Origin of the sequence: Streptomyces cylindrosporus (assembly GCF_022698165.1) — a bacterium.
Taxonomy (GTDB): Bacteria; Actinomycetota; Actinomycetes; order Streptomycetales; family Streptomycetaceae; genus Streptomyces; species Streptomyces cylindrosporus.
Window position 1 is genome coordinate 639,999 of record NZ_JALDAY010000004.1, and the last position, 14,489, is coordinate 654,487.

14 protein-coding genes and 1 tRNA gene are annotated in these 14,489 nt (G+C 70.1%); 8 read left to right on the forward strand and 7 right to left on the reverse strand.

Translation table 11 applies throughout. The features are described 5' to 3' along the window. Positions 1–22: 22 nt before the first annotated feature. Together MQP27_RS15815 and MQP27_RS15820 are read right to left on the reverse strand one after the other, a co-directional pair. Positions 23–2,551, reverse strand: a complete 2,529-nt coding sequence (locus MQP27_RS15815) for an ABC transporter permease (protein ID WP_242765778.1) — start codon at positions 2,549–2,551, stop codon at positions 23–25. Then, positions 2,551–3,324: an ABC transporter ATP-binding protein gene (locus tag MQP27_RS15820; protein ID WP_242765779.1), complete on the reverse strand. Its 774-nt coding sequence runs from the start codon at positions 3,322–3,324 to the stop codon at positions 2,551–2,553. Before MQP27_RS15820 ends, MQP27_RS15815 begins: the two co-directional genes overlap by 1 nt. 425 nt (positions 3,325–3,749) lie before the next feature. Here MQP27_RS15820 and MQP27_RS15825 point away from each other — a divergent pair. Continuing rightward, positions 3,750–3,833 (forward strand) — tRNA-Leu (locus MQP27_RS15825). Between the two features lie 65 nt (positions 3,834–3,898). On the opposite strand, the gene MQP27_RS15830 is transcribed toward MQP27_RS15825, so the two are convergent. Both MQP27_RS15830 and MQP27_RS15835 read right to left on the reverse strand, forming a co-directional pair. Continuing rightward, entirely contained in the window at positions 3,899–4,096 is a 198-nt protein-coding gene (locus MQP27_RS15830; protein ID WP_242765780.1) for a hypothetical protein, read from the reverse strand. Between the two features lie 194 nt (positions 4,097–4,290). After that, complete coding sequence (locus tag MQP27_RS15835) at positions 4,291–4,680, reverse strand: helix-turn-helix domain-containing protein (protein ID WP_242765781.1); 390 nt, start codon at positions 4,678–4,680, stop codon at positions 4,291–4,293. Positions 4,681–4,929: 249 nt separating this feature from the next. On the opposite strand from MQP27_RS15835, the gene MQP27_RS15840 reads away from it, so the two are divergent. The 6 genes from MQP27_RS15840 (at position 4,930) to MQP27_RS15865 (ending at position 11,435) form a co-directional block, all read left to right on the forward strand. After that, positions 4,930–5,145: a hypothetical protein gene (locus MQP27_RS15840; RefSeq protein WP_242765782.1), complete on the forward strand. Its 216-nt coding sequence runs from the start codon at positions 4,930–4,932 to the stop codon at positions 5,143–5,145. A gap of 73 nt (positions 5,146–5,218) precedes the next feature. Beyond that, positions 5,219–5,437, forward strand: a complete 219-nt coding sequence (locus MQP27_RS15845; RefSeq protein ID WP_242765783.1) for a hypothetical protein — start codon at positions 5,219–5,221, stop codon at positions 5,435–5,437. Between the two features lie 183 nt (positions 5,438–5,620). After that, positions 5,621–7,519, forward strand: coding sequence for a zinc metalloprotease (locus tag MQP27_RS15850; protein WP_242765784.1), 1,899 nt, complete (start codon positions 5,621–5,623; stop codon positions 7,517–7,519). Positions 7,520–8,362: 843 nt separating this feature from the next. Further along, positions 8,363–9,040 (forward strand): hypothetical protein, encoded by a 678-nt coding sequence (locus MQP27_RS15855; protein WP_242765785.1) that lies wholly within the window; start codon positions 8,363–8,365, stop codon positions 9,038–9,040. Between the two features lie 185 nt (positions 9,041–9,225). Next, the gene (locus tag MQP27_RS15860; protein WP_242765786.1) at positions 9,226–10,401 is read left to right on the forward strand and encodes a 4-hydroxybenzoate 3-monooxygenase; all 1,176 of its coding nucleotides are present in this window, start codon (positions 9,226–9,228) and stop codon (positions 10,399–10,401) included. A 146-nt stretch (positions 10,402–10,547) separates the two neighbouring features. Continuing rightward, on the forward strand, positions 10,548–11,435 hold the full coding sequence (locus tag MQP27_RS15865) for a Bax inhibitor-1/YccA family protein (RefSeq protein WP_242765787.1): 888 nt from the start codon (positions 10,548–10,550) through the stop codon (positions 11,433–11,435). 98 nt (positions 11,436–11,533) lie between these two features. Here the strand turns inward: MQP27_RS15865 and MQP27_RS15870 are convergent, their stop codons facing one another. Next, positions 11,534–11,764 carry a DUF4287 domain-containing protein gene (locus MQP27_RS15870; protein ID WP_242765788.1) on the reverse strand — a complete coding sequence of 77 codons (231 nt, stop codon included), beginning with the start codon at positions 11,762–11,764 and terminating at the stop codon, positions 11,534–11,536. A 104-nt stretch (positions 11,765–11,868) separates the two neighbouring features. On the opposite strand from MQP27_RS15870, the gene MQP27_RS15875 reads away from it, so the two are divergent. Beyond that, positions 11,869–12,180, forward strand: a complete 312-nt coding sequence (locus MQP27_RS15875) for a hypothetical protein (protein WP_242765789.1) — start codon at positions 11,869–11,871, stop codon at positions 12,178–12,180. Here MQP27_RS15875 and MQP27_RS15880 read toward each other — a convergent pair whose 3' ends face one another. Both MQP27_RS15880 and MQP27_RS15885 read right to left on the reverse strand, forming a co-directional pair. Further along, on the reverse strand, positions 12,181–12,957 hold the full coding sequence (locus MQP27_RS15880; RefSeq protein ID WP_242765790.1) for a hypothetical protein: 777 nt from the start codon (positions 12,955–12,957) through the stop codon (positions 12,181–12,183). Positions 12,958–13,229: 272 nt separating this feature from the next. Continuing rightward, positions 13,230–14,450, reverse strand: coding sequence for an acetyl-CoA C-acetyltransferase (locus MQP27_RS15885; RefSeq protein ID WP_242765791.1), 1,221 nt, complete (start codon positions 14,448–14,450; stop codon positions 13,230–13,232). Positions 14,451–14,489: the final 39 nt, after the last annotated feature.

Below are 14,489 nucleotides of genomic sequence, written 5' to 3' on the forward strand. Positions count from 1 at the left end.
CGGGGCCCCAAGTGCCGTACCGCTATTCGGACTTGATCGCCGTGAGCATGTTCAGGCGGGCCGCGCGGCGGGCCGGCCAGAGGGCCGCCAGGATGCCGACGGTCGCGGCCAGCAGGAGGAAGACGGCCATCCTGGTCCAGGGGAGGACCAGTTCGTACGTCGCCATCTTCGTGCCGAGGAGCTCGCCGGCCGCCCAGCCGAAGAAGACGCCCAGGCCGATGCCGAGCACTCCGCCGAACAGGGAGATCACCAGGGACTCCAGGCGGACCATGCGCTTGACGGACTTGCGGTCGAGGCCGATCGCGCGGAGCATGCCGATCTCCTGCGAGCGTTCGAAGACCGACATGGCGAGGGTGTTGATCACGCCCAGGACGGCCACGATCACCGCCATGGCCAGCAGGCCGTAGAGCATGTTCAGCATCAGCGTGAACATCTGCGCGATGTCGTTCGACAGGTCCTGCTTGCTCTGCACCTTGATGGCCGGGTTGGTGCCGAGCGCCTTCTCCAGCCTGTCCTTGGTCGCGCCGTTCGCGCCGTCGGCCGTCTTCACCAGGACCTGCATGTCGCCGGGGTCGCTCACGTGCGGGGTGACGACCGCGCTGTCGAGCAGGATGCCCCGGATCAGCTCGTTGCCCTCGTAGACGCCGGCCACCGTCAGACGGGTGGACCTGCCGTCCTCGTAGTGCGCGGTGAAGGCCGAACCCGCCTTCCAGCCGTACGACTTGGCGGTGTCCTCGTCGACGACGACCTGGTCGCCGCCCACCTCGAAGGTGCCGCTGTCGACCTTGAGGTCGGTGAGCTTCGCGATCGCCGAGCCGTTCACGCCGGTCAGGGACTCGCCCTGGCCGTCGATGCGCGAGTAGACGTTCCGCAGCGGGCTGGTGGCGGTGACCCCGTCGGTGGCCCTGAGCTTCTTGTCGACGTCCGGCGAGAGCGCGTTGCCGTTCGCCATCGAGACCACGTAGTCCGCGCGGATCGCCGAACTCGCCATCTTGTCGATGGACTTCTGCAGACTGCCCGCCATCACCGTCATGCCGGTGATCAGGGTGAGCCCGATCATCAGCGCGGAGGCGGTGGCGGCCGTACGGCGCGGGTTGCGCACCGAGTTCTGGCGGGCCAGCTTGCCGGAGACGCCGAAGATCCTGAGCACCGGGGCCGCGGCCGCGATCAGCGGGCGGGAGAGGAGAGGCGTGAGGATGAAGACGCCGATGATGAGCAGGACCGCGCCGAAGCCCATCGGGGCCTGGCCGTCGGAGCCGTCCATCGTGGTCGCCGCGAGGACCGTCGCGATGCCGGCGGCACTGAACAGCGCGCCCAGCGTGTTGCGCAGCACCAGCGACTTGGTCGTCGCCTTCGCGTGCACGCTGCTCATCGCGGCGACCGGCGGGATCTTCGCCGCCCGGCGGCCGGGCAGCCAGGCCGCCAGCATGGTGATGACGACGCCGACCGCGAGGGCCGTCGCGACCGTGCCGGGCGTGATGATCAGCGGCCCGTCCGGGACCGTGGCGCCCAGCGTGCCCATCAGGGAGCGCAGGCCCGCGCCGATGCCGATGCCCGCGACCAGACCGGTGAGGCCGGCGACCGTGCCGACCACGAACGCCTCGATCAGCACCGAGCGGGTGACCTGGCGGCGGGAGGCGCCGACCGCGCGCAGCAGCGCCAGCTCCTTGGTGCGCTGGGCGACGAGCATGGTGAAGGTGTTGGCGATGATGAAGGTGCCGACGAAGAGCGCGATGCCGGCGAAGACCAGCAGGCCCTGCTTCAGGCCGCTCATCGAGGCGGAGATCTGCTCGGCCTGGTCGTCGGCGAGCTGCTTGCCGGTGGTGGTCTCGACGAGCTTCGTGCCGAGCGCCTTGTCGAGGCCTGCCTTCAGCGCGGTCTGGGAGGTGCCGGAGGCGGCCTTCACGTCGATCTCGTCGTACGTGCCCGGCTTGCCGAAGAGCTTCTGCGCGGTGGCCGTGTCGTACAGGGCGAGGCTGCCGCCGGCCGCGACATTGCCGTCGTCCGTGGTGAAGATGCCGGTGACGGTCGGGGTGAGGACCGGGCCGTCGACCGAGAGCCGCACCTGGTCGCCGACCTTGTAGCCGGCCCGCTTCGCGGTCTCCGAGTCGATGGCGACCTGGTTGTCACCGTGCGGGGCGCGGCCCTCCTTCAGCGGGTACCGGGGGTCCTTGTCGCCCCAGTAGTTCCCGCCCTGCGACTGGAAGCCGCCGCCGATGAGCTTGCCGTCCTTGTCGGCCATGGCGGTGAAGCCGCTGACGACGCCGATGGTGTCGGCGGCGCCCGGCACCTTGGCCGCGGTGTCCAGCTGAGCCTTCGTCAGCTCGGGCGTCTTGTTGATCGTATTGCCCTTGTCCTCCTGGGACTTGGGCTGGACGGCGACGTCGACCTGGTCGAAGCCCTTGGCCGAACTGTTCTGGTAGGCCTCGGAGATGGTGTTGGTGAAGACCAGCGTGCCGGACACGAACGCGACGCCGAGCATCACGGCGAGCACGGTCATCAGCAGCCTGGCCTTGTGCGCGAGGACGTTGCGCAGGGCGGTGCGGAACATCAGCTGGTGCGGCCCTTCGCGTCGAACTGCTTCATGAAATCAAGCACGTTGTCGGCCGTCGGCCGGTACATCTCGTCCACGATCCGTCCGTCCGCGAGGAAGACGACACGGTCCGCGTACGCCGCCGCGACCGGGTCGTGGGTCACCATCACGACCGTCTGCCCGAGCTCCCGCACGGAGTTGCGCAGGAAGCCCAGGACCTCGGCGCCGGAGCGGGAGTCGAGGTTTCCGGTGGGCTCGTCGCCGAAGATGATGTCCGGGCGGGAGGCGAGGGCGCGGGCGACGGCGACGCGCTGCTGCTGGCCGCCGGAGAGCTGGGCCGGGCGGTGGCCGAGCCGGTCCCTCAGACCCACCATCTGGATGACGGTGTCCAGCCACTGCTTGTCCGGCTTGCGGCCCGCGATGTCCATCGGGAGGGTGATGTTCTCCAGGGCGGTCAGGGTCGGCAGCAGGTTGAAGGCCTGGAAGATGAAGCCGATCTTGTCCCGGCGGAGCTTGGTGAGCTGCCGGTCCTTGAGCGAGCCGAGCTCGGTCTCGCCGATGCGGACGGAGCCCGAGGAGAAGGTGTCCAGGCCGGCCACGCAGTGCATCAGCGTGGACTTGCCCGAACCGGAGGGGCCCATGATCGCGGTGAACTCGGCCTGCCGGAAGTCGACGGAGACCCGGTCGAGGGCGACCACCTGGGTCTCGCCCTGTCCGTAGATCTTCGACAGATCCGTGGCGCGTGCGGCCACGGTCGCGGTGGACCGGTCGGCGACGGGTGTGGTGGTCACGGGTCGGAACTCCTCGGGGGACGGCGTCTTGAAGGGACGTGTTCCATCGTCGTGGCCGATCCCCGCCATGTAGTCAGCCGCTGTTCCGGTTCACAGGGGCGACTCGGGTCGGACCCCCGGCCGCCGTGTCATACCTGGGGATGACGGGCAACCCTGGGGGCGGCGCTCTCGGGGGTCGCGCGCAAGCGCTTGCGCCGTGAACCGTCGAGAACCGGTGGAGCACCCTCGTTCGGGCGGTGAAATTCCGTCATTCCGCATGCACCGGCCACGGTTGCGCGTAAGGCTATTGGCAAGTGCGGATGGCTCGTTCCACGGGCTGATGCACCCTCAGACGTCAATAAAATAAGACAACATCGGTCCGTGGTTCGGCTGTTCGGGGGAAGCATCCCGATAGGCTCGGAACCTCGACGCGGAGCCCATGGCCTGCCCGGATGGTGGAATGCAGACACGGCGAGCTTAAACCTCGCTGCCCCTTCGCGGGCGTGCCGGTTCAAGTCCGGCTCCGGGCACTTCCGCGCCCGCGGGACAGCGCGTTCCGTGGGCGGACGTCACCCTTCGTGTACGACGCCGGTCGTCATCCCTCGTAGACGGTGAGCACCGCGCCCTCCACCTCGACGCGGCGGCCGGCGCGCATTCCCTCGGTGCTCAGGGTGCGCAGGCAGTCGTGGAACAGCACCAGCTCGTCCGCGTCCAGAATGGCGGCGGCGAGGTCGACGAGCTCGGCGACGGACGCCTCGGTGAGCACGTCCGGCAGCTCACCGGACAGCAGCACGACCGACTCTCCTGCGGGCCCACGGACCACAGCCGTGGCCGGCCCACCATGCACGAACAACACATTCCCCCCTGGGAGCCCCCGGGGACTTGCGGCTCGCTCCGTGGGCAGGACGAGAGACTAGCGGGGGATCTCGGGGTGTTCGGGGGTAGTTGACATCTTTTTCCGAGTTGGCGGAAGTTGACGTCGGGCGGTCACTTCTCCGGGGTCTGCGGTGTCGAGCGGTCCAGGAGGGACTCCACCAGGGCCGCCACGTGTCTGCGGTCGTCGGCCGAGAGTTTCTGGACGCTGGCGATGAGGAGGTCGACCTCGGGGTCGGCGGCGGCGTCCCCGGCCTCGGGGGTGCCGTACACATGGATCCCGCAGGCCTCCGCGGCGGCGCGGCGGACGGTGTCCAACGGGAGCTCCAGCCCCTTGGACAGTCCCTCCAGCGTGGCCGACTGGGGCATCCGCACGACGCGTTCCGTGGTGGCCAGGTGGTGGACGGTCGAGCGCGGGATCTCGCCGCGGCGCGCGACCTCGCCGTAGGACCAGCCCTTGCGGTCGAGGCGCTCACGGATCAACTGCTGCAGTGCGTTGGCCACGGGTGGGTCACTTCCTGCTCGCCGCTCGGCTGACGGGCTGTTCGTCCTTGTCGGAGCTTGTCGGCGCCGATTCTACGGTCGCGTCCCCGGGCCGCCGAAAGGGTGATTCCCCGAACGGGTTGCGCAACGGCCCCAGGAGGCCCTAGTGTCCAATCTCGTTGGACAGCTCGTCCGACCAGATTGGACAGAGTCCGGGGGGAACCTGACTCTCTCCGATCGGAACTGCCTATCCCTGAGGGGGAATTGATCATGATGGACGCTCACGAGCTTGAGGCCGAGTCCGCGGAGCTGCTGCCGGGTCGCGAGGCGCTGGGCAAGCTGAAGTTCAGCTTCAACCGGACGACCAACGTCACCAAGCACATCGCCAACATCCAGGCGGCCAACTCCTCCGCCGCCCTCAACGACCACTCGTCGTTCTCGGTGGCCGACTCCGGCGCCGGTCAGACCATCAGCGTCAAGCAGTAACGCTCGCGCTCCGCCGCGAAACCGAACCCCAAGCATCCAGAGCAGTCGGAAACATTCAGAAGGGACATCCGTCATGAGCATGGACATGCACGAGCTGGACACCGAGTCCGCGGAGCTGCTGCCGGGCCGTGAGGCGCTGGGCAAGCTGAAGTTCAGCTTCAACCGGACCACCAACATCACCAAGCACGTCGCCAACATCCAGGCGGTCAACGAGTCCGCGGCCGTCAACGACCACTCGTCGTTCTCGGCCGCCGAGTCCTCGGCCTCGCAGCACATCAGCGTCTCCCAGTAACAAGCAACAAGGGGACGACGGCCCGGGGGCGGACCGCGCTCATGTGCGGAGCGGTCCGCCCCCGCGGTGCCTTCCGGGGGGAACCGCCTCTTTGCGGAGACAGCCCGCCGCGATCCGGGGGGAACGCGGCGCGCACACGGGGGACACGCGCGGACATGGGGGACACGTGGGGGGAGACCACACATGACAGTGCTCGGGAACGGGCCCGCGACGCTCTACGACACCGGGCCGGTGCCCGGACCCGGCGGCTGGCCGGTGACCTACGCGCAGGTCGCCACCGGCAGCCTGCCGGTCGTAGAGCCGTCGCTGGTGCCGCGGCTGAGCGCGGGGCTCAAGCTGCACGGCGAATACCAGGGCTCGGGCTTCACCGAGCCCAAGTACATCGCCCGCCGGGGGGACGGGCAGGTCGTGCAGCTGTCCCGGCTGCTGTATCTCGTGGCGTCGAGCATCGACGGCGTCCGGGACGTCGAGACCATCGCCTACCGCGTCAGCGCGCGGTTCGGCCGGGAGGTCAGCGGCGACAACATCCGCTACCTGGTGGAGAAGAAGCTCCAGCCGCTCGGGGTGACGGTCCCCGAGGGGCAGGAGAGCGACGAGGTCGACGCCCCGCGCTCCGACCTGCTGCTCGCCCTCAAAGGGCACCGGGTCATCTTCAACGAGAAGCGCACCGCACGGATCGCGAAGACGTTCAGCTGGCTGCACCGGCCGGTCGTGGTCGCGGCCGTGCTGATCGGCGCGGTGGCCATGGACGTGTGGCTGTTCGGGTTCTTCGGGGCGATCGAGCCGGTCCTCCAGGTGCTCGACCAGCCGGTGCTGATCCTGATCGTCTTCGGGCTCACCGTGGCCTCGCTCGTCTTCCACGAGTTCGGCCACGCCTCCGCCTGCAAGTACGGCGGGGCCCGGCCCGGCTGCATCGGCTGCGGGCTGTTCCTGATCTGGCCGTCGATGTACACCGACGTCACCGACGTCTACCGGATCGGCCGGGGCGGGCGCATCCGCACCGACCTGGGCGGGGTGTACTTCAACGTCGTCTTCATGCTCGCCATGGCCGCGGCCTACTTCGCCACCGGCGCCCAGTTCTTCCTGGCCGCGGTCTACCTCGGGCACTTCGAGATCCTGGAGCAGTTGATGCCGGCCGTCCGGCTGGACGGCTACTACATCCTGGGCGACCTGGCGGGCGTGCCCGACCTGTACGGCAAGATCAAGCCGATCCTGCTGGCGCTGGTGCCGGGCGCGAAGGGGAAGGCGGCCCGCAAGGAGGTGACCGGCCTCAAGAAGTCGGCCCGGCGGATCGTCGCCACGTGGGTGCTGACCATGGTGCCGCTGCTGGCCGGCGAACTGGGCTACGCCCTGTGGAACCTGCCGCGGATCCTCAGCACCATGACCCGCTCGCTGACCGAGCAACTCCTCGGCACCTGGTGGGCGTTCACGGACGGGCAGATCGTCGCCGGGCTCGTCGGCGTGATCGGCAGCATCATGCTGATGTGCCCGATGGCGGGTGTCGTGTACCTCTCGGTGAAGATGAGCGGCCGCCTCTTCCGCGCCGCGAAACGCACCACGTCCGGGCGCCCGAAACTGCGGATCACCCTCTGCGCGCTCGCCCTGGCCGGCCTGACCGGCCTCAGCTACGCGTGGGTGTCCGGGATGACCCCGCAGCCCCTGCCGAAGCAGCCGCCCATCGCGCCGATCCTGCAGCCGGGGGTGTCGACCGAGGCGCCCGGCCCGCAGGACGCCTCGCGGGTCGGCGACGACTCCTCGCGGGACCCCGGTGGCCAGGACGGTTCCTCACCCTCGGCGTCGGTGTCACCGGGCGCGTCGGGACCCTCCGCCGGTCCTTCGGACAAAGCCTCCGGGAGTACGTCCGCCTCGGCCTCCGCGTCTGCGTCCGCGCCGGAGTCGCCCCACCCGACCGACGGCACGGCCCGACCGACCTCCCAGGGCCCATCGGAGGGACCGACCACGCCGTCCGGCACGGGCCCCTCGGACCCCCCGCCCTCGCCGACCCCCTCGGAGAGCGTCCCGGCATCGCCCTCCGAGGCCCCCTCGTCACCGCCGGTGAGTCAGTCGCCGGGGGCGTCCTGAGGCGGGGGTTGGTCGGTCGAGGGCGTCGGGAGGGCGGGGCGATGGGTCGTCGGGGGCCGTCCGATCACCAATCGGCCGGTCGCCGGGGGTTCTTGGGGGCAGGCCGAAGGGTTGTCGGGAGCCACCTGACCGCCAGTTGGCCGGTCGTCGGGGGCGTGCTGAGGCGGTCGGCTGGTTGGTCGAGGGTGTCAGGAGGGCGGGCTGATGGGGCGTCGGGGGCTGTCTGACCGCCAGGCGGCCGGCCGTCGGAGGTTCTTGGGGGCAGGCCGAAGGGGTGTCGGGAGCCACCCGACCACCGGTCGGCCCGCCGTCGGGGCGCCTCTCAAGAGGGCGGGCGCGTTCCGTCGGCAGGCCAGGGGTGGACGTCCCCGGCCTGCCGAAGGGGTGAGGCGTCGGCGCACCGGCGGTACGCGTCGGAGCACCGACACACCGGCCGACAGCGCCAGCAGCGCCCCAGCCGGTCACACCGGACGTGCCCCGGCCGGTCGCGCCGTACACACCGGTCGGCCACCCCGGACGCGCATCCGTCGGCCGCGTTGGACGCGCACCAGCTGGCCGCGCCGGTCACCTCGGCCGCACACCGGTGGGTCCTGCCGGACACCCCGGCCAGCCACCCCGGACGCGCACCGGATGGTCGCCGGACACACCGCCCGACCGCGCCGGACACACCAGCCGGTCCCGCCCGACGCGCGCCGCACGCACCGACCCCCACGTCGGCCCCCCATGCGCCGCGCCCCACCACCCGGAAGCGCACCCTCGCCATCCGCCCTACGCCACCCCCCACCCGGTAACCGAAACCAGACCCACCCACCTATCCACTGACCCACCCACCAAGGAGCTCCCTTGAGCAGTCATCGAAAACCACGATCAGCCCACAACCCGCTGACCCGGCGTGCCCTCGGGCTCGGGCTGTTCGCTGCCGGTGTCGCTGGCGCGGCCACCGCCGTGCCGGCCCAGGCCACGACCGGGTCCGGGCACGCCGCCTTCGCCTCGGACCACGTCTTCAGCCACGCCGACCGGCTGCACCACACCCAGGCCAAGGACTCCTTCACGATCCGCCAGTTCGGCACGGTGAACGCGGCCGCCGCCCGCAACCAGGCCAACGCGGTCTCCACGGGCTGCACGGCCGACGACGCCTGCCGCTCGGTCGCGCTGTCCTTCCAGATCGTGACGATCGCCGGTGAGCACACGCACCTGAACGCCGTGAACCTCAGCGACGCCGTCAACAAGGAGTGCACCGGCTGCCAGACCCTCGCCGGGGCCTACCAGTTCGTGGTCTCCACGCCCAGGCCGCTGACCCTCGACACCACCGCCAAGCGGCACCTCGCGGACGTCCACCGCAGGCTGGACGCGCTCAGCCGCTCCACGCTGCCCGCCGCCCAGCTGCGGACCAAGGTCGACGCCCTGGCCGCCGAGGTCACCGGCATCCTCAATGACGCCGCCGCGAAGGCGCCCAAGGGCGAGGACAAGCCGGACGTCGCGGTGCACCGGCACATGGACGGCTGGCCGCCGGCCAAGTGACCGCACCGGTGGCCGGCCGCGTCCCACCCGTCTGCCACGGGCCCGCGGCCGGCCACCGGGGCCATTGACACGGAGTGGAGGCGGGCGCAAACTCGCAACCGGAAGTGAGTGGTGAAGTAAATTTCACTGGACGAACCAGACGACGAAACACCAGACGAAACACCAGACGAAACAAAGGATGCGAGATGCGCACCACCGTCGGCATCATCGGCGCCGGCCCGGCCGGCCTCCTCCTCGCCCGCCTGCTGCACAACGCCGGCATCGACTCGGTCGTCCTCGAGAGCCGCGACCGCGCCTACGTCGAGCAGCGCCAGCGCGCCGGGATCCTGGAGCAGGGCACGGTGGACGTGCTGCGCGCGGCCGGCGCCGGCGAGCGCATGGACCGCGAGGGCCTCCGGCACGACGGCATCGAGCTGCGGTACGAGAAGAAGCGGCACAGGGTAGATTTCCCCGTTCTCACCGGCGGGCGGTCCGTGATGGTGTACGCGCAGACCGAGGTCTGCAAGGACCTCATCGCCCTTCAGCTGAAGGAGGGCGGCCCGCTGCTCTTCGAGGCCGAGGCCCTGGCCGTCGAGGGCGCCGACACCGACACACCGCGCGTCCGCTTCCGGCACGAGGGCCGCGAGGACGTCCTCGACTGCGACTACGTCGTCGGCTGCGACGGCTTCTGGGGTGTCGCCCGCAAGGCGGTCCCCGCCGAGCTGACCCGCGTCTTCGAGCGGACGTACCCCTTCGGCTGGCTCGGCGTCCTCGCCGACGTCCCGCCCTCGCACGACGAGCTCGTCTACGCCCGCCACGACCGCGGCTTCGCCCTCCTCTCCATGCGCTCCCCGTCCGTCTCCCGCCTCTACCTCCAGGTCCCTGAGGGCACCGAGGCCGAGTCCTGGAGCGACGAGGAGATCTGGGACGAGCTGGAGCGCCGCTTCGAGACCGAGGACGGGTGGCGGCTGGAGCGCGGGCCGATCACCCAGAAGTCGGTCACGCCCATGCGGTCCTACGTCCACGAGCCCATGCGGTACGGCCGGCTGTTCCTGGCCGGCGACGCCGCGCACATCGTCCCGCCGACCGGCGCGAAGGGGCTCAACCTGGCCGTCGGGGACGTCGTCACCTTCGCGAGGGCACTGACGTACGAGAAGGACACCGGATCGGCGGAACTGCTCGACGCCTACTCCGCGACCTGCCTGCGCCGCGTCTGGCAGGCCGAGCGGTTCTCGTACGACATGACGACGATGCTGCACCCGGCGCCCGGCGCCACCCCCTTCGACGCCCGGCTCCAGCTCGCCCGGCTCGACAGGATCGCGGGCTCCCGCGCGGCCGAGACCGATCTGGCCGAGGGATACACGGGCTTCGCCTTCGATTGAGACCCTGCGGTGAGGGGAATCACCGGCCCGCGTAGCGTGTTGCGCAGCACGACGAGGGAAAGATCCTCCCCAAGCACTAGGGTCAATCCTTTGCCTACCTATTACTCTTGAGCCAAGGCCGCGACGTGCGGCCATGGAGGAGTGAAATGAGGAGCAGAAACCCGGTCTTCTCGCGACGGGGGTTCAGCCGCGACAACGGCTACGCGGGCTTCAACGCCTCGCCGCAGGCCGGGGGACCCGCCGTCGGTACGCAGGCCAACCCGTACGCGCAGGGCAACCCCTACGCGAACAACCCGTACGCGCAGGCGGACCTTCAGCAGGGCGCCCCGCCCCAGGCCCCGGCCACCACCGGCCGGATGACCATGGACGACGTCGTCCTGCGCACGGCCTCCACGCTCGGCACCCTGATCGTCACGGCCGCGCTCGCCTGGGCGCTGCTGCCGGTCGACGACGCCAACATCAACCGGTCCTACGGCATCGCCGTCGGCGCCGCGCTGATCGGCATGGTCCTGGCGTTCGTCCAGTCCTTCAAGCGCACGGCCACGCCGGCGCTGATCCTGTCGTACGCCGCGTTCGAGGGCGTCTTCCTGGGCGTCCTGTCCAGCATCGTCGACAACCGCATCGCGAGCGGCGCGGCCATGCAGGCCGTGCTCGGCACGATGGCCGTCTTCGCCGGTGTCCTGGTCGCCTACAAGGCGGGCTGGATCCGCGTCAACCGCCGCTTCTACGGCTTCGTGATGGCGGCCGCGGTCGGCTTCATCCTGCTGATGGTCGTGAACATGCTGTTCGCGGTCTTCGGCGGCGGTGACGGCCTCGGCTTCCGCAGCGGTCCGCTCGGCATCTTCTTCGGCGTCGTCGGCATCATCCTCGGCGCCTGCTTCCTCGCCCTGGACTTCAAGCAGGTCGAGGACGGCATCGCCTACGGCGCGCCGAAGCAGGAGGCGTGGCTGGCGGCCTTCGGCCTCACGCTGACGCTGGTCTGGATCTACCTGGAGTTCCTGCGGATCATCGCGATCCTCAACAGCAACGACTAGCCGGACGAGCAGACGAGCAGTCGTACGACGGCCGGCGCGAAGGGCCCTGGGTTCGGTTCTCCTACGACCCGGGGCCCTTCGGCATGTCTTGGTGCGCGCTAGAGCAGTTTGCGCGCGGCCCTCCTCAGGTCGTATTCGTGGACGATCGCCTTCGCGTGGCCGTACGCGAGGTTGTGCTCGTGGCGGAGCCAGCTGACCTTTTCCTCGAAGCGGAAGAGGGCGGGGCCTTCTTCGACGGTGCGCAACCAGTCGGCGACTTCACGACCGGTGCAGTGGGGGATGCGGGCGAGCATGTTGCGGTGGGTCTCCTCGGAGAGGACGTGGGACATCGGCGCCTCCGGACGAAAAGGGGATGTAAGCCGGTCCTTCAGGTCACCGTGCCTGAGCGTTCGCCTGTTGGCAACAGTCTGGCGGCGCCGCGTAGGCTCGTCCCGTGGTTGATACGACGCCCTTGACGCGAGCCGTGGATCACTTCGCCGACCGTCTGCGCGCCGCGCCGCAGAGCCGGCTGCAACGGGGAGGGGCCTCCGAGGCCCTTGAGCTTGCCAGGGAGTTGTCCCGCCGGGCCCAGCTGCTGGAGGAGCCCGCGGCGGAGCCCAGGGTCATGCCGGACGCGGGGATGTTCGCGGCGGCCGACCAAATCACCGTCGCCGCACACGACTTGGCCCTCGTCCTGGATGACGAGGGCCAGTTGGAAGAAGCGGTCGCGCTGGTGGCCGAGGCCCAGCAGCGGGCCGGGGTGTGACTACAGGGACGCTATGACCCGGTCGGCCAGGATGTACACGTTCTCCTCGCCGCACTCGAACGTCAGCGTGTACGCCCCCGATATCCCCGAGCCGCCCAGCAGCACCGGGGTCTCGCCCGCGCGCAGGGCCGCCGAGAGGCGTTCCGCCGTTTCGCGGTGGCCCGGGGTCATGCACAGGGTCGTGCCGTCGGCGAAGACGTAGACGTCCAGGGTGCCCAGCGGGCCCGGGCGGACGTCGGCCAGTTCGACGCGGGACGCGGCGAGTTCCTCAAGGGTGGCCACCGTGCGCTCATGGTCGCCCACGACCGGTGACTGGACCGGTACGAAGTCCGGGTGGGAGGGGTGCCGGCGGCGGGCCGCGGCCAGTTCGGGGGAGTCCCCGGCGAACTCGTCGGCGTCCGCGCCCGTCTCGGTCACCGGCTCCAGGCCCACGAAATCGCTCTGTCGGGGCAGGAACAGCTCACTGTCGGGCAGGCCGAGCAGGGAAGGCGCGTCGGAGGCGTCACGGGCCTCCTGGGCGGCCCAGAAGGCGCGCGCCTCGGCCAGTTCGCGCTCACGCTCCTCGGCGAGTGCCTCGGCCACCGCGGCGCGTATCTCGTCGGCCTCGGCGGCGGTGCGGGCGGCCGGCACGAGAGCGTGCGGGACGTGCTGTGCGGCGAGCTGGGTGTGCAGGGCGGCGACCTCACGACGCAGCACCATGAGGGTGCGCAGGACGGCGAGGCCCACGGCGCCCGTGGCGGCCGTGATGACCAGCAAGGCGATCGGCATGGCGCTCACTGACGTACTCCCGGTTCAAAGTCGACCCCCGACTTCCTACATCAGCTTGAAGGGCGGACTAACCAGCTGTCAGTGCGTAACGTCACGAATCGGGCAGGACTTTGGGCCCGGTGTTTACTGGTGGTACCGCGCTGACCTGCGTATCTCCCTTCGCTAAGGGAGATAGGTCACATCCTGGGGGAGATTGGATCACAAAACGGCCCGGAGTCCGGAAGTTTCCCGGACTCCGGGCCAGAGGCTCACGGTTGGTGCCTCGGCGGTTACGGAACGCGTCAGCTGAGGCGCTCGATGACCATCGCCATGCCCTGGCCGCCGCCGACGCACATCGTCTCCAGACCGAACTGCTTGTCGTGGAACTGGAGGGAGTTGATGAGCGTGCCGGTGATGCGGGCGCCGGTCATGCCGAAGGGGTGGCCGACGGCGATGGCGCCGCCGTTCACGTTCAGCTTCTCCAGCGGGATGTTCAGGTCGCGGTAGGAGGGGATCACCTGGGCGGCGAACGCCTCGTTGATCTCGACCAGGTCGATGTCGTCGATGGTGAGTCCGGCCAGGCGCAGGGCGCGCTGCGAGGCCTCCACCGGGCCGAGGCCCATGATCTCGGGGGACAGACCCGAGACGCCGGTCGACACGATGCGGGCGAGCGGGGTCAGGCCCAGCTCGCGGGCCTTGGTGTCGCTCATGATGACGACCGCGGCGGCGCCGTCGTTCAGCGGGCAGCAGTTGCCCGCGGTGACCAGGCCGTCGGGGCGGAAGACGGGCTTGAGGCCCGCGACGCCCTCCATGGTGACGCCGGCGCGCGGACCGTCGTCCTTGGCGACGACCGTGCCGTCGGGCAGCGTCACCGGGGTGATCTCGCGCTCCCAGAAGCCGTTCTTGATGGCCTCCTCGGCGAGGTTCTGCGAGCGGACGCCGAACTCGTCCATGTCCTGGCGGGTGACGCCCTTGACGCGGGCGAGGTTCTCCGCGGTCTGGCCCATCGCGATGTAGGGGTCGGGGACCAGGCCGTCCTCACGCGGGTCGTGCCAGCTGGTGCCCTCCTGCTGGGCGACGGCCTCGGTGCGGGCCTCCGCCTCGGCGAAGATCGGGTTGTGCGTGTCCGGGAGGCTGTCGGAGTTCCCCTTCACGTACCGCGACACCATCTCGACGCCGGCCGAGATGAAGACGTCGCCCTCGCCGGCCTTGATGGCGTGCAGGGCCATGCGGGACGTCTGCAGCGACGAGGAACAGTAACGGGTGATCGTGCAGCCCGGCAGGTGGTCCATGCCCATCTGCACGGCGACGATCCGGCCGAGGTTGTTGCCCTGCTCGCCGCCGGGCAGACCGCAGCCGAGGTGCAGGTCGTCGATGTCGCGCGGGTCCAGCTCGGGGACCTTGGCGAGGGCGGCCTGGATGATCGTGGCGGTGAGGTCGTCCGGGCGCAGATCCTTGAGGGAGCCCTTGAAAGCGCGGCCGATGGGGGAGCGGGCGGTCGAGACGATCACTGCTTCGGGCATCACGGCTCCATTGGCGTACGGGGGGTGTTTCTTCAGGCA

Excerpts from the sequence above, each read along its gene's own strand:
- MQP27_RS15815 (WP_242765778.1), bottom strand. The coding sequence starts at position 2,551 with ATGTTCCGCACCGCCCTGCGCAACGTCCTCGCGCACAAGGCCAGGCTG.
- MQP27_RS15840 (WP_242765782.1), top strand. The coding sequence starts at position 4,930 with ATGATGGACGCTCACGAGCTTGAGGCCGAGTCCGCGGAGCTGCTGCCG.
- MQP27_RS15845 (WP_242765783.1), top strand. The coding sequence starts at position 5,219 with ATGAGCATGGACATGCACGAGCTGGACACCGAGTCCGCGGAGCTGCTG.
- MQP27_RS15850 (WP_242765784.1), top strand. The coding sequence starts at position 5,621 with ATGACAGTGCTCGGGAACGGGCCCGCGACGCTCTACGACACCGGGCCG.
- MQP27_RS15860 (WP_242765786.1), top strand. The coding sequence starts at position 9,226 with ATGCGCACCACCGTCGGCATCATCGGCGCCGGCCCGGCCGGCCTCCTC.
- MQP27_RS15865 (WP_242765787.1), top strand. The coding sequence starts at position 10,548 with ATGAGGAGCAGAAACCCGGTCTTCTCGCGACGGGGGTTCAGCCGCGAC.
- MQP27_RS15870 (WP_242765788.1), bottom strand. The coding sequence starts at position 11,764 with ATGTCCCACGTCCTCTCCGAGGAGACCCACCGCAACATGCTCGCCCGC.
- MQP27_RS15885 (WP_242765791.1), bottom strand. The coding sequence starts at position 14,450 with ATGCCCGAAGCAGTGATCGTCTCGACCGCCCGCTCCCCCATCGGCCGC.